12 protein-coding genes are annotated in these 15,088 nt (G+C 53.3%); 6 read left to right on the plus strand and 6 right to left on the minus strand.

What is annotated here, in order from left to right; genetic code table 11:
- Nucleotides 1-112 precede the first annotated feature (112 nt).
- The gene (locus ACKLNA_RS13230; RefSeq protein WP_408986104.1) at nt 113-532 is read right to left on the minus strand and encodes a very short patch repair endonuclease; all 420 of its coding nucleotides are present in this window, start codon (nt 530-532) and stop codon (nt 113-115) included.
- Nucleotides 533-1,720, minus strand: a complete 1,188-nt coding sequence (locus tag ACKLNA_RS13235) for a restriction endonuclease (RefSeq protein ID WP_408986105.1) — start codon at nt 1,718-1,720, stop codon at nt 533-535.
- A gap of 81 nt (nt 1,721-1,801) precedes the next feature.
- Between ACKLNA_RS13235 and ACKLNA_RS13240 the strand changes: the two genes are divergently transcribed.
- On the plus strand, nt 1,802-2,788 hold the full coding sequence (locus ACKLNA_RS13240; RefSeq protein WP_408986106.1) for a DNA cytosine methyltransferase: 987 nt from the start codon (nt 1,802-1,804) through the stop codon (nt 2,786-2,788).
- A 43-nt stretch (nt 2,789-2,831) separates the two neighbouring features.
- Here ACKLNA_RS13240 and ACKLNA_RS13245 read toward each other — a convergent pair whose 3' ends face one another.
- The 4 genes from ACKLNA_RS13245 to ACKLNA_RS13260 all read right to left on the minus strand — a co-directional run bounded on the left by ACKLNA_RS13245 (nt 2,832) and on the right by ACKLNA_RS13260 (nt 8,732).
- Nucleotides 2,832-4,199, minus strand: coding sequence for a hypothetical protein (locus ACKLNA_RS13245; RefSeq protein ID WP_408986107.1), 1,368 nt, complete (start codon nt 4,197-4,199; stop codon nt 2,832-2,834).
- A gap of 4 nt (nt 4,200-4,203) precedes the next feature.
- Nucleotides 4,204-6,336: an ATP-binding protein gene (locus ACKLNA_RS13250; protein WP_408986108.1), complete on the minus strand. Its 2,133-nt coding sequence runs from the start codon at nt 6,334-6,336 to the stop codon at nt 4,204-4,206.
- Between the two features lie 330 nt (nt 6,337-6,666).
- A complete protein-coding gene (locus ACKLNA_RS13255) occupies nt 6,667-7,917 on the minus strand; it encodes a ribonucleotide-diphosphate reductase subunit beta (protein ID WP_408986109.1) in 1,251 nt (416 codons plus the stop codon).
- A 554-nt stretch (nt 7,918-8,471) separates the two neighbouring features.
- On the minus strand, nt 8,472-8,732 hold the full coding sequence (locus ACKLNA_RS13260) for a DUF2790 domain-containing protein (RefSeq protein ID WP_085709715.1): 261 nt from the start codon (nt 8,730-8,732) through the stop codon (nt 8,472-8,474).
- 394 nt (nt 8,733-9,126) lie between these two features.
- Between ACKLNA_RS13260 and acs the strand changes: the two genes are divergently transcribed.
- From acs to ACKLNA_RS13285, 5 genes are all read left to right on the plus strand, one after another.
- Entirely contained in the window at nt 9,127-11,082 is a 1,956-nt protein-coding gene (acs, locus tag ACKLNA_RS13265; RefSeq protein ID WP_102621034.1) for an acetate--CoA ligase, read from the plus strand.
- A 618-nt stretch (nt 11,083-11,700) separates the two neighbouring features.
- On the plus strand, nt 11,701-12,474 hold the full coding sequence (locus ACKLNA_RS13270) for an ABC transporter substrate-binding protein (protein ID WP_065261786.1): 774 nt from the start codon (nt 11,701-11,703) through the stop codon (nt 12,472-12,474).
- Between the two features lie 91 nt (nt 12,475-12,565).
- Nucleotides 12,566-13,255: an ABC transporter permease gene (locus ACKLNA_RS13275; protein ID WP_065261785.1), complete on the plus strand. Its 690-nt coding sequence runs from the start codon at nt 12,566-12,568 to the stop codon at nt 13,253-13,255.
- Nucleotides 13,252-13,950 carry an ABC transporter permease gene (locus ACKLNA_RS13280; RefSeq protein WP_085709717.1) on the plus strand — a complete coding sequence of 233 codons (699 nt, stop codon included), beginning with the start codon at nt 13,252-13,254 and terminating at the stop codon, nt 13,948-13,950. Before ACKLNA_RS13275 ends, ACKLNA_RS13280 begins: the two co-directional genes overlap by 4 nt.
- Nucleotide 13,951: 1 nt before the next feature.
- On the plus strand, nt 13,952-15,076 hold the full coding sequence (locus tag ACKLNA_RS13285) for a succinylglutamate desuccinylase/aspartoacylase family protein (RefSeq protein ID WP_408986110.1): 1,125 nt from the start codon (nt 13,952-13,954) through the stop codon (nt 15,074-15,076).
- Nucleotides 15,077-15,088: the final 12 nt, after the last annotated feature.

A 15,088-nucleotide genomic window follows, 5' to 3' on the forward strand; every position in this document is an offset into this window, starting at 1 on the left:
CGCTCTGGTTGAGGCGTTTCTTAGGCGCCGAATTGGGAGCCTATGGGCTCAAACCAGCATGGTCAACCCTTCAGAAGCGACAAATGTTTTCATGCAAAAAGAGTCGTAGGCCTTAGGCATCACGCGTGAATGCATTTTGGATTTCAAGGCGTAGGAGATCTCTGTTTTTTGTGTGGCACTCCCAGATGGTCACAACCCGCCAGCCCATATTGATTAGCGCTTGCTGGGTTTTAAGATCTCTTTCGACATTTTTCGCTAGCTTGTTTTGCCAAAAATCCACTCTGCTTTTAGGCATGTACGCGTATTTGCACTCGGGATGTCGGTGCCAAAAACAGCCGTGAACGAACATACACAAACCATGCTTCGGGAAGACCAGATCAGGCGCTCCCGGCAGATCTCTTCTATATAGACGGAAGCGAAACCCCATTTCGTGACATAGCGAGCGCACCACCATTTCTGGCTTGGTGTTCTTCCCTCTGATCTTGGACATGATCTTCGAGCGATGCTCGGGGGAGACTATGTCTGCACTCATTCACACCTCGGTCAAAGGGAAACTCATGTTCAACCATCTCATCACTGCGTTGCCGTCCTGAAGCCCAGTTTCGCGAAGAAGCTCAACAATATCTCTTCCAGCAAGAATCATCACAGGATGGCCGTCTTCAACGATTTCTTTGTAGGCTTGGTCGTGTAGCCAGGATGTGGTGATGATTACTCCAAATTGCCGATGCCGTAGGCGAGAAATAAGCCTGGAAACCTCGCGGACGCCCACTGAGTTAGCGATACCGTAGCATTTAGCCTCGATTGCAAAATCTACTAAAACCGACGTTTCAGGCCTTCCAATTCTGAGCTTACCTGTACCGTCTCGACCACCATCGCGATAGCGTCTCGTCAGATCGAGCTCGACTGTCTCAGGCAAACAGACTCTTACCAGATGCGCCGCGCACGCTTCAAATGCGTACGGATCTGACTCGAAATGCTTGTGTAGGATCGAAAGCATTTTCATGTCTTCTTTCGAAGATGGCAGTTGTTCCTTTTTGGAGCGAATAGGCTGAGATCGTTTGGCAATCAGAGGTGTGTATTGTCCGGATCGCACCCACTTCATCCACTCCAGCGGTGCGTGCGCGCTATCACTTGCACGCACGCCGTTGATGATATCCGTCAGCCAATCTCTTGAAATCTCAGGCAGGTCAAGAATTGTGAAAGTCGCCCTGTAATTCTGAAAGCGCTGGCCCTTGCTGGCATGCCATACGGCCACCAAATCATCATTGTGGGTGCTTCCGATTCGACCAGGGACGGCAAGCCCTCTGAAAATCACATCTCGATAGATCCCAGCTTTGGTGAAAACGAAAATAGGTGGGATATCCGCCCGGGAGCCAGAGTGTTGTCGCTCGAAAATTAGCTCCAAAAGATTGTTGCCATAGCGATTGGTTTCGTCCAATTTACGCCCGGGCTTCTTGTTGTCGCCGTAATAGGTAAATACCCCCGTCGAGAGGTCCAGTTCGTCGGGCCAATCAAGGTCCTCCATGCTCGACAACAGGGCAATGAGGCGTGGGTCATTTCGTTTTCCTCGGATCCTGAAGCCACCTTGATTGCTAAGGTTCAATAGCTTCGTCAGTGGATCGTCGCTGGAATTGCCATTGCGGCTACCGGCGTAGCGGGCGTCAATCATCAAATCTGAGCTTGACAGCTCGTCAACAGAGTAAACCAGGTTGTCTGTCATGGTGGTGTCCTAGTGCCATCAGTGTTGAATGGTGCCGGGAACCTGGTAACCTGGCTAGAAGATTAATTTAAAGGCTTTGAAATGGATCAGATTCGTACGTTTGACATGTTCTGTGGTGCGGGAGGCAGCAGCCTTGGAGCGCGAGAGGGCGGTGCCGAAATCGTTGGCGGTGTTGATCTGTGGGGGCCGGCGGTTGAGTCTTTCAAGCTTAATTTTCCCGACGCTCATGTCTTTCAAGAAGATCTTCGGATTCTCACTCCAGAGCGGGTACTGGAAAAGACAGGCCCAATTGATCTTCTAATTTCCTCTCCAGAATGTACTCACCACACCTGCGCTAGGGGAAGCAAGCCAAGGTCTGAAGAGAGTAAAGACACGGCTTTTCAAGTGATTAGGTATGCTGAAGTAATGAAGCCTCGCTGGATTACATTGGAAAATGTAGTGCATATGAAACCGTGGGGACGCTATAAAGAGCTGATGAGTGAGTTAGTTCGATTGAAATATAACGTCCGTGAACAGGTAATAGATGCATCAGCTTTTGGAGTGGCTCAGCGCCGTCGTCGTCTATTTATGATTGCTGATTTAATGGAAATGCCGGGTCAGGTCTCGCCAGTTATCACAACATATAAGAATGTTTGGGATATTTTGGATAAAACTGAAAAATATAAGATGACGCCTTTGAGGCGGCCCAATCGCGCAAAAGAAACTCTCGCGCGTGCTGATCGCGCAATCGCCGAGCTTGGCGAAAATAAACCATTTTTAATTGTCTATTATGGTACTGATGGTGGTGGTGGATGGCAGCGAATGGACTCGCCGTTACGAACTATTACCACCGTCGACAGATTTGCATATGTGAAACCGACTAGTGATGGACACATGATGCGTATGCTTCAACCGGATGAGTTGCGGAAAGCTATGGGGTTTCCTGATAGCTATGAGTTTCCCAGCGTTACGAGGCGTGAGAAGGTAAAGTTGATGGGGAATGCTGTTTGTTCTCCTGTGATGGAAGCTATTGTTGCTTCATTGCGGGCGTCAGCTAGCCCTGTAAAAGAAAGTAAGGATGCAGCGTAACGAATATCCGCGCTGTAATTAAATAGCAGCGCGGATTGGTGTTTTATGAGTAAAAACGCATAACGCCTGGGCGCCGTGCATGTGTTGTATAGTGATGTATGATTTCTTCTAGTGTGTTTCTTCTTAGCCTGGCTATCGAAGTAACCGGGAAGGAGAAGCTAATAGAATGCTCGCTGGTGAAGCGGCGACAGGAAACCAAGATACACTTGGTAACCCCTCCAAGCTTGATCATTCCGACATTCTGCAATGCAGCTCGCGCTGGATTTCCAGATCTCAGAAATGACTTCACATCCGCCGGATCAAAAATTACCCCTAAAAGGTATCTATGGCTCGGTATTTTTCCTTGTACTTCATCACACTCTGCGGATAGCGAAATTAAGCATGGAGTGGATCTTTCTATGAGTGAGTTGTCTTGAACTATGGACTCACCGTTGAGGATGAATTCTCTATAAAGGACATTAGCCCAGCTTTCCCCAAAATGGTTAGTAACGAAGTCTTCGGCTCCTTTGTTTATTTTTGAAATAACACCTCTAAAGCTGTAGGGGAGCTCTGCCTCAGCTTTAAAGTCTTCGACTAAATAGAAAGAATTAAGAGAGGCCTTGTCTATGGATGGCGAAAGCTTAAGCTTTAACGCGCCCAAGGCCGCTAGCGTTTCACTGATTGGAGCGTCAGAGTCATTAGGTGTGTTTGACGTTTGAATTCTAAGTTGGTCTTCAAGTACGGGGAATAATGCGTTGTCTAGCGCACCTGATGCATTGGAAATAGCCGATAGTTTGCCGACGGCCTCTTGGCTCAGAAACGATAGTAGCTTCAGCCATTCTTCTGAAATAGATCCTTTTTCGATTTCGGGTGTGGTAGCTATGACTTGAAATAGACTGTTGCTGGCCTGTGCGGCAGCTAGAAGAATTCTCTCCTCCCAGTTCATTACTATAGATAGAGACTGAGATTTGGATACCTGCTCATTGATAAGTCTTCCGAGAAGCTCGTAATCTATATCCGAATCAACTTGGCCGATTCCAACTTTGTTTTTATCCATGAATCCAAAAAAAACGGGCAAGTTGAATCCGATGTCAGGGGCTCTAGATATGAGCTCTCGCACAATATTAGTTTCATCAGCTTCGTGCTTGGACCAAAAGATTACTCCATATGGTCCTGTCGGAACTATTTGTTTTAGAAAATTTCCGATTGTTGCTGCATGATCTACCCCGTTGATACTGCTAGTGGGAGTCAGGTGAATGTCGGAGAAGACCAGTCTTAAGCCCGCACAGGGTTGGGTTATCTCGGGAACAAACGCGCCCACGTCAAACAAGTAGGGGATAGCGCTATATCCTGCTCTGCCAAGCGCTCGAACTATTGCGTCGAGATCTTCTTCGTTGTTATCTAAGGCAGCTACTCTGGAAAATGGTTTCATTTTTCTAGTCCTTGAATGTAAATACTACAGCTGCACCATCGTACGAAGAGGAGAACTTAAAATCATCTCTTAGTTCATCCGCTCTGCATACCATAAATCTTCCACCCATTGATTCGAGTACTAATCTAGAGAAGTAGAGACCTAATCCAGAACCTCCAGCTTTCATTGTCATAAAAGGTTTTGCAATAGAATCTGGATTTAGTTGAAAACCCATCCCATTATCTATTATGGCCAGTGTGCCCTCTTTGAGTTCCTGATCCCATGACGATAAAATGAGAATTGCAGCTGGATCTGCGCGTCCTTCTAGTTCTTTTCTATAGCGTGACCAATATATTGCATTGTCAATTACGTTGCTAATGGCTCCGATGACAAGATTGAGCGGGCCTTTAACTTTAAAGTTTACAGCTTTGTCAGCGTCATTCGTCCAGTCTGATAGTATAACTTCGTGACGTGGAAATCTGTGCTCTTGCATTTTTAGAACTCGAGTGGTGAGTTCACTAATAGGCAACGAGCGATTTTTTTCGCGCTGCAGGAGAGGCTTGAAAGTATCCAAAAGACTCCTGAGATGGCGCACGGTGTTTAAAATTATTTCTTTGTTAGAATTTCGCTCCAATTGTCCAACTATATTGTCTACGCCGTGAACCATCTCATGAAAAGCCAGTCCGATATTCATATTTGCCATGCCTGACCCAACCATGACTTGTTTGAATTCATCTAGTTCATTTCTTATGGAAGCTACTGCGGGTAATATTTCTTGTTCCAGTTTGTGTTTTTTAGCGACTTTTATGATTTCTTCAAAAGCGTTTTCTATAGGTGGAAGTTTTTCAGTGTTTTTTATTGCTTTGTCGATGGCGTCTCGATCTGGAGCCAATTCTCTTTCAAATTTGTCAAATATGCTAAGTGCAATGGCTCTCAATGTATCAAATGATCCATTTTCATCAAATCCTTCGCGGTTGGTTTTTTCTCTGAGGCCGGAGCTTTTATCCAAGTCAAGATCAATGTAGGAAACAATGCTGTTGGAGCCAAGTTTCTTTCCGGGAGTATTGATGCGTCGTGCATTGAGGCGAAGCCAGTCGTCTCCGGGTTCCCCATAGTTGAAAACACGCACTTTGTCTCTGTAAACTCTAACTCCGGATTGTCCAGCGAGCCATGCTTTCATTTGCTGGCTGTCACCGAATAGTCGAAGTATTTCAGGGCTTTGATGAAATGCGTATATTCGACCTTTTATGGGGCCGATTGATTTTAACGTGTCTGCTGAAACGAATATTTTTTGATCTTTTTTTTGCTTCCCAGTCTTTGTGTCTTCGCCCTTTTCCGGCAGCATGTCTAGGCGGCCTGTATAGCGTTTAAATCTCCGCTGCAGACCTTTGTATTTTGGCGGCTGGAAGATATATGCCCATCTCAATACAGCTTTTTCATCAAGCCTGTACGTGAGTTTCCATATTGATCTGTCGAGCATGTCTTCTACATCAGGTAGACCGCTGATTTCTTCTTGCCGGCCAGGAACGCTTAAGTTTACGTCGAAAGAATCAACTCTATTGAATGGGTTGCTTAACGATTTTACTAACCGATAAAGCTCTCTAATGTCACCCCGTTTCCAGTCGGTAAGGTACAGATCTGAAATTTTTATGAAGGTGCCATGACCTTTGATGAAGTGTGTTGGGGTGGCTCTCTCAGTCACTTCAACTGATAGATTGTCGTTGAGATATTTTGAACTTCCGATTAAGGCGTCCCAGTCTATGTTGAACTCGTACTCGGGTGAGCCTTCTTCTCTAGTTATTACTTGAAGTTTTTTTCCGAGCTTTTGAACCGCTAGCCGACCTACACCTTTTTCGCCTAACGGAAGGCGATTGAACATGCTAGAACGTTTTCTGTTTTGCGTTGTACGTTTAGAGTCTGTTCCTACCTCTAGCCATGCGCCCGTAATTACCGAAAGGTTCATTCCTGATCCGTTGTCTTCCACTTTAATGCACGGAGTAGGATTGTTTAGTTCTATTGTGATAGAAACTGTGCTTGCATCGGCATCATAAGAGTTTTTAACGAGTTCAAATACTGCTAATCGATCATGGCCGATTAGCTGATCGCCAAGGAGTCTTAGGATGTGAGATTGGACACGTAATGGATGTGGAGTAGACATTCTTTTCCCTGTTATTCATTAGTGTGCTTCTGGGGAAGATTTCAAGTTGCTATGAATTTTGATCGGAATGAGAATGGTGTCAGGTGACAATGTGTGGTGTATGTTTTGCATGCATGGCTGCGGCATCCTTGCTGTGACAAAAGTAGTGGCCATTATTATCATGGCTTTTTGATTGTCAGCAAGTGCTCCCTTCGAAATTGATTCTTGATTTCAGGATTTCGATTTTTTTTGTATCTAAGTGGGCTTCAGAAAAATCTTGGGCGAGTAAAGCGGATATATTTTTGTCCATAAAAAAGGCCGCCTCGCGGCAGCCTTTTTAGATTTTCTGAATCAATCCCAGCTCAGCGCACCACCAGTCTGATACTCAATAACTCTCGTCTCAAAGAAATTCTTCTCTTTCTTCAAGTCCATGATCTCGCTCATCCAAGGGAACGGGTTAGTCGTCCCTGGGTACTCTTCCTTCAAACCGATCTGCGACAGACGACGGTTAGCGATGAACTTCAGGTAGTCCTCCATCATCGCAGCATTCATACCCAACACACCGCGAGGCATGGTGTCACGCGCGTATTCGATTTCCAGTTGAGTGCCTTGCAGGATCATCTGCGAAGCTTCTTCCTTCATTTCGGCGTCCCACAGGTGTGGGTTTTCGATTTTGATCTGGTTGATCACGTCGATGCCGAAGTTCAGGTGCATGGATTCGTCGCGCAGGATGTACTGGAACTGCTCGGCGACGCCGGTCATTTTGTTGCGGCGGCCCATGGAGAGGATCTGGGTGAAGCCGCAGTAGAAGAAGATGCCTTCCAGAACGCAGTAGTAGGCGATCAGGTTGCGCAACAGCTCTTTGTCGGTTTCGACGGTGCCGGTGTTGAATTCCGGGTCGGAGATGGCGCGGGTGTATTTCAGGCCCCAGGCGGCTTTTTTCGCGACCGACGGGATCTCGTGGTACATGTTGAAGATCTCGCCTTCATCCATGCCCAGCGATTCGATGCAGTACTGGTAGGCGTGGGTGTGGATCGCCTCTTCGAATGCCTGGCGCAGGATGTACTGGCGGCATTCCGGGTTGGTGATCAGGCGGTACACGGCCAGGGCCAGGTTGTTGGCAACCAGGGAGTCGGCGGTGGAGAAGAAGCCGAGGTTGCGCATCACGATGCGGCGCTCGTCGTCGGTCAGGCCTTCCGGGTTTTTCCAGAGGGCGATGTCGGCGGTCATGTTGACTTCTTGCGGCATCCAGTGGTTTGCGCAGCCGTCCAGGTATTTCTGCCAAGCCCAGTCGTACTTGAATGGCACGAGCTGATTGAGGTCGGCGCGGCAGTTGATCATGCGCTTTTCGTCAACGGCGACACGGGCGGCGGAGCCTTCGAGTTCGGCGAGGCCTTCGGCGACGTCGAGGGAATCCAGTGCAGCCTTGGCGCGGGCCACGGCGGCCGAGTCTTCGGCGGTCACGGCGCGGGCTTCGAGGGCGGCGGCACCGCCGGCGCTGTCGAGGCGGTCCATGTTGGCTTCGGTAGCGTGGCCGGCGTTGGCGCCTTTCACTGCTGCTACTTCACTGTCTTCTTTGTCGAATTCGTCCCAGCTCAGCATGACGTGTCGTCTCCTGCGTGAGGGCCTGTGCCCGTGTGAAAACTGATTGGTTGGTTTTTCACACGGCCGTACAGGCCGCGTTGGATGTCGTTTTTTGCAGCGGTGCTACGCAGGCAATAAACAGAAAATTTTTACGGGTTTCCGAGAGCCTCTGACGGGCGCAGGTCAGCGTTGTCGCTGCTGCGGGGCTTCAGAATGGCTTTGATCCCTGTAAGGGAATATTGCTGACCCGATTGGGCGGCATTATAGGGAAAAAAACACGGGCGTGGGGGAGGGCGAAACAGCGCAGGGCGGTCGAGCGCGCGGGTGATTTCGATCGGAGCGAGGGTTTACAGGGCTTTCGCCGGGATTGGCCCCGGAGAATTTTTTTTCATTAATTTTTCTGCGTGTGATTGGTTGCTCAAAAAACGAGCAAAAAACCGCGTTTTTCACTATATCTTGTGTTTTGCAACCCTTTTACGTCCCTTCAAACACAACTGAGCCCGACCGAAGCCGGGCTGGAATCGACCCTCGATGTTGCGCTGAGCGATCCGATTCGGTGCAGTCTCAAACCATCAATTGGTGCAGCCGTTACCCATCACGCTGTAACGCAGGATGTGACGCTGGCCAGTGGAGTCGTCGTACTCCATTTTCATCGGTACCACTTCGCAGACATTCGGAACTTCGCTCATCGATACAACTTTGGCGATGTCCAGGTGAGTGGAGTAAGTGTATTCCTCGATGGCCGGTTGTTGCTGTGCGACATCAGTCGGGACCTCGTCTGCCATGGCGGTTGCGCACAGACTGCTGAGGGCCAGAACCAATAAAGCTTTCATTTGAAATTTACCTTCTTGAGGTCGAGTGGGGTCACGCAACCTTTTTGGGGTTGCGTGTGGAACTTCATCGTTTTGGTTTGTTACTTCAGAGCTGGATTAACGGCCTTCGTGGGGGCTGTAACGTTGTTAATCACTTTGCCTTGTCGGCGAGGCAGATTTTAGGGAGGCGGGGTGGGTGTAAACAGATGGGGTTTTGATAAACACCTTTGGCAGATTTGGTAACAATCGCTGCCAGGCCAGTAGATTCAAGGCCTGCGAGGCCATCGGCGGCGAGCATCGGGATTATCGCCACGACCTGTAGGGGCTTGTTACTACCATCGTCGAATGGTTCTATACGGTCGCCCCGGCTACAACAGGGTCATACAAAAACAACTATTACACCGAGGTAGGAAAGATGAGTGCGGCTTCTCTGTATCCCGTTCGTCCCGAGGTTCTGGCCAATACGCTGACCGACGAGGCGACCTACAAAGCCATGTACCAGCAGTCGGTCGTCAACCCTGACGGCTTCTGGCGCGAACAAGCCAAGCGCCTCGACTGGATCAAGCCTTTCACCACGGTGAAGCAGACTTCGTTCGACGACCACCATGTCGACATCAAGTGGTTTGCCGACGGCACCCTGAACGTTTCCTATAACTGCCTCGACCGCCATCTGGCCGAGCGCGGCGATCAGGTCGCCATCATCTGGGAAGGCGACGATCCTTCCGAAAGCCGCAACATCACCTACCGCGAACTGCATGAACAAGTCTGCAAGTTCGCCAACGCCCTGCGTGGTCAGGACGTGCACCGCGGCGACGTGGTGACCATTTATATGCCGATGATCCCCGAAGCCGTGGTCGCCATGCTGGCCTGCACCCGGATCGGCGCGATTCACTCGGTGGTGTTCGGCGGCTTCTCGCCGGAAGCCCTGGCCGGTCGCATCATCGACTGCCGCTCGAAAGTGGTGATCACCGCTGACGAAGGCATCCGTGCCGGCAAGAAGATTTCCCTCAAGGCCAACGTCGACGACGCGCTGACCAACCCTGAGACCAGCAGCATCCAGAAAGTCATCGTGTGCAAGCGCACCGGTGGCGACATCAAGTGGAACCAGCATCGCGACATCTGGTACGAAGACCTGATGAAAGTGGCGGGCACTGTCTGCGCGCCGAAAGAGATGGGCGCCGAAGAAGCGCTGTTCATCCTTTATACCTCCGGCTCCACCGGCAAGCCGAAGGGCGTGCAGCACACCACCGGCGGTTACTTGCTGTATGCAGCGATGACCCACGAGCGAGTGTTCGACTACCGTCCGGGTGAAATCTACTGGTGCACCGCCGACGTCGGCTGGGTCACCGGTCACTCCTACATCGTCTACGGCCCGCTGGCCAATGGCGCGACCACGCTGCTGTTCGAAGGTGTGCCGAACTACCCGGACATCACCCGGGTGGCGAAGATCGTCGACAAGCACAAGGTCAACATCCTCTACACCGCGCCGACCGCGATCCGCGCGATGATGGCTTCCGGCACCGCCGCTGTTGAAGGCGCGGACGGCAGCAGCCTGCGTCTGCTGGGTTCGGTGGGCGAGCCGATCAACCCGGAAGCCTGGGACTGGTACTACAAGAACGTCGGCAAGTCCCGTTGCCCGATTGTCGATACCTGGTGGCAGACCGAGACCGGCGGCAACATGATGAGCCCTCTGCCGGGCGCTCATACCCTGAAGCCGGGTTCGGCCGCACGTCCGTTCTTCGGTGTGGTGCCGGCGCTGGTGGACAACCTCGGCAACATCATCGAGGGCGAGGCCGAAGGCAATCTGGTGATTCTCGATTCGTGGCCGGGTCAGGCGCGCACCCTGTACGGCGACCACGACCGTTTCGTCGACACCTACTTCAAGACCTTCCGTGGCATGTACTTCACCGGTGACGGCGCCCGTCGCGATGCCGACGGTTACTACTGGATCACCGGTCGTGTGGATGACGTGCTCAACGTCTCCGGCCACCGCATGGGTACCGCCGAGATCGAAAGCGCGATGGTCGCTCACCCGAAAGTCGCCGAAGCGGCGGTGGTCGGTGTGCCGCACGACATCAAGGGCCAGGGCATCTATGTCTACGTCACCCTGAAAAATGGCGAAGAGCCGAGCGAGCAACTGCGCCTGGAACTGAAGAACTGGGTGCGCAAGGAGATCGGCCCGATCGCTTCGCCGGACGTGATCCAGTGGGCGCCGGGGCTGCCGAAGACCCGTTCGGGCAAGATCATGCGCCGTATCCTGCGCAAGATCGCCACCGCCGAATACGACGGGTTGGGCGACATCTCCACCCTGGCCGACCCGGGCGTGGTGCAGCATCTGATCGACACCCACAAGACCATGAACGTCGCGTAAGCGGCGGGTCTGAAGGCTGAAAAGCCCCGTCCGGCATTGCGCCGGGCGGGGCTTTTTCATTTCTGGATGATCGTTCCCACGCGGAGCGTGGGAATGATCGGGTGGGGGGCGGGTGATCTTCGGCCAATAATTATCGGTTTCGTCTGTCAGCCCATTCCCACTGTTACCCGTCAGCCTTCAAGTAACCGAATGTGTAACCGCCCGCCCCGCAACGGGGCAATGAGAAACGCATCGCCCCGTTTTAGAGCCTCAAAACGACCGGTGAAAAATAAGACATCACCCCGCGCTTGCCGGATTAGAAGGGTTTGCGAATAATAGGCCCGCAATTTGCAGCATAGATCGGTTCACTGTCTTTCGCTCTTGCATGAAATTGCGGAGCTGTCAATGTGCTCAAGCGGGTTTCTCGGTGCTTCTGTAATTAGTTGTCGCATTGAAGAAATATCGGCTTCGGGCCTGTCGTTAGAATGCCGATCACTCGCTCGTCGTGGCTCGCGTTGAAGCCTTCAGGGTTTGTTCGGAAATATCCCACGCACGCAGCAACCGCTTTCGTTCCACCCATTCGCATATTGGGCTGTCGCTCACTCTGCCGTTTTTGCCCTTTACCGATGGAGTCCCAAGATGAAGAAACTTGTGCTGCTTGGCGCCCTGGCACTGTCCGTGCTGTCCCTGCCGACATTCGCCGATGAAAAGCCTCTGAAGATCGGTATCGAAGCGGCTTACCCTCCATTCGCATCCAAAGCCCCGGACGGCAGCATCGTCGGTTTCGACTACGACATCGGCAACGCACTGTGCGAAGAAATGAAGGTCAAGTGCCAGTGGGTCGAGCAAGAATTCGACGGTCTGATCCCGGCACTGAAAGTGCGCAAGATCGACGCGATCCTCTCGTCCATGTCGATCACTGAAGACCGCAAGAAGTCCGTGGACTTCACCAACAAGTATTACAACACCCCGGCCCGCCTGGTCATGAAGGAAGGCACCGTGGTCAGCGACAAACTGACCGAGCTCAAGGGCAAGAACATCGGCGTGCAGCGTGGTTCGATCCACGAGCGCTTCGCCCGTGAAGTCCTGGCGCCGCTGGGTGCAGAGATCAAGCCATACGGCTCGCAGAACGAAATCTACCTCGACGTGGCCGCCGGTCGCCTCGACGGCACCGTGGCGGACGCCACCCTGCTGAACGACGGCTTCCTGAAAACCGACGCCGGCAAAGGCTTTGCGTTCGTCGGCCCGCAGTTCACCGATGAAAAATACTTCGGCGACGGCGTAGGCATCGCGGTACGCAAAGGCGACGCCCTGAAAGACAAGATCAATACTGCCATCGCGGCCATCCGCGAAAACGGCAAGTACAAGCAAATCCAGGACAAGTACTTCGACTTCGACATTTACGGCAAGTAAAGACGTCGCTCGACCCGTCCGAAATGGCGCAAGCAACAGGATCTCTGCGGTTTGCGCCATTTTTTCATCCCAACTTTCGAGGACCTGAATCATGTTGAAAGGCTACGGGGCTGTCATCCTCGATGGCGCTTGGCTGACGCTTCAGCTCGCCTTGTCGTCCATGGCCCTGGCCATCGTTCTCGGGCTGATCGGTGTCGCCTTGCGCCTGTCGCCAGTGCGCTGGCTGGCCTGGCTGGGCGATCTGTATTCCACGGTGATCCGCGGGATTCCCGATCTGGTGCTGATCCTGCTGATCTTCTACGGCGGTCAGGACCTGCTCAACCGCGTCGCCCCGATGCTCGGCTATGACGAGTACATCGACCTGAATCCGCTGGCCGCCGGCATCGGCACCCTCGGTTTTATCTTCGGTGCGTACCTGTCGGAAACCTTCCGTGGCGCGTTCATGGCGATCCCCAAGGGTCAGGCCGAAGCCGGCATGGCATACGGCATGAGCAGCTTCCAGGTGTTCTTTCGGGTGCTGGTGCCGCAGATGATCCGTCTGGCGATTCCGGGCTTCACCAACAACTGGCTGGTACTGACCAAGGCCACCGCGCTGATTTCCGTGGTCGGTCTGCAAGACATGATGTTCAAGGCCAAGCAGGCGGCCGACGCCACCCGCGAGCCTTTCACCTTCTTCCTCGCAGTGGCGGCGATGTACCTGGTGATCACCAGTGTCTCGTTGCTGGCGCTGCGTCACCTTGAGAAGCGCTACTCGGTAGGCGTAAGGGCGGCTGATCTATGATCTTCGACTACAACGTCATTTGGGAGTCGCTGCCGCTGTACCTCGGCGGCCTGGTGACCACCCTCAAGTTGCTCGCGCTGTCGCTGTTCTTCGGTCTGCTGGCGGCTTTGCCGCTGGGGCTGATGCGCGTCTCCAAGAACGCCGTGGTCAATGGCGCGGCGTGGCTCTACACCTACGTGATTCGCGGCACGCCGATGCTGGTTCAACTGTTCCTGATCTACTACGGTCTGGCCCAGTTCGAAGCCGTGCGTGAAAGCTTCCTCTGGCCTTGGCTGTCCAGCGCAACGTTCTGTGCGTGCCTGGCGTTCGCGATCAACACCAGCGCCTACACCGCCGAAATCATCGCCGGCAGCCTGAAGGCCACGCCGAACGGTGAGATCGAAGCGGCCAAGGCCATGGGCATGTCGCGGGTCAAGATGTACAAGCGCATCCTGCTGCCATCGGCCCTGCGCCGGGCGCTGCCGCAGTACAGCAACGAAGTGATCATGATGCTGCAGACCACCAGTCTGGCGTCCATCGTGACCCTGATCGACATCACCGGCGCGGCCCGTACCGTCAACGCGCAGTTCTACCTGCCGTTCGAGGCGTACATCACCGCCGGCGTGTTCTACCTGTGCCTGACCTTCATTCTGGTGCGCCTGTTCAAGCTGGCCGAGCGTCGCTGGCTGAGCTACCTGGCCCCGAGGAAGCACTGATATGGAACGCATCGACCACGTTCTGCCGTGGAGCCACCTGGGCAGCGAGCGCCGGATTTCGGTGTTCAGCTTTGGAAATAGAGAGCGTAGTGGTGGGCGCAAGGCCTACATCCAGGCCAGCCTCCACGCTGACGAACTGCCCGGTATGCGCACCGCATGGGAGCTGAAAAAACGCCTCGGCGAACTCGAAGCCAAGGGCCTGCTCAACGGCGTCATCGAACTGGTGCCCGTGGCCAACCCGCTGGGTCTTGGCCAGTTGCTGCAAGGCAATCATCAGGGGCGTTTCGAGGCCGGCAGCGGCAAAAACTTCAACCGTGATTTCGTCGAGCTCAGCGCGCCAGTGGCCGCCAGGCTTGAAGGACAACTCGGTGATGATCCGCACGCCAACATCCGTCTGATCCGTCAGGCGATGGCCGACCATCTGGCCGCATTGCCCGAGGCCGGCAGCCAGTTGCAAGGCATGCAGCGCATCCTGCTGCAACACGCCGCGACTGCCGATGTGGTGCTGGATCTGCATTGCGACTGTGAAGCCGCGCTGCACATGTATGCCTTGCCGCAGCACTGGCCGCAATGGCGTTCACTCGCCGCACACCTGGATGTGAAGGTCGGCCTGCTGGCGGAAGATTCCGGCGGCAGCTCGTTCGATGAAGCCTGTTCGCTGCCGTGGTTGCGTCTTTCGCGCCTGTTCCCGGACGCGCAGATTCCACTGGCGTGCCTGGCGACTACCGTTGAACTGGGTGGTCAGGCCGACACCACACCTGCGCAGGCTGAAGCCTGGGCGGAAGGGATCCTGGCATTCCTCGCCGAACAGGGCCTGATCCGTGGCGAGTGGCCAAGCGCCGTGCGCGAACCGTGCGAAGGCATGCCGTTCGAGGGCACCGAATTGCTGCTGCCGCCGCATCCCGGCGTGGTGAGTTTTCTGCGCAAGCCCGGCGAGTGGGTTGAAGCCGGTGACAAGATTTTTGAAGTGATCGATCCGCTGTCGGATCGGGTCAGCACGGTGTGTGCTGGTACGTCCGGGGTGCTGTTTGCCATTGAGCGGCTGCGTTACGCCCAACCCGGTTTCTGGCTGGCCAAAGTGGCGGGGCGCGATGCGCTGCGCGACGGCCCTTTGCTCAACGACTGACTGTTTTTGTGA

The sequence above is a fragment of the Pseudomonas sp. UV AK001 genome, assembly GCF_046097675.1.
Lineage (GTDB): Bacteria > Pseudomonadota > Gammaproteobacteria > Pseudomonadales > Pseudomonadaceae > Aquipseudomonas > Aquipseudomonas kribbensis.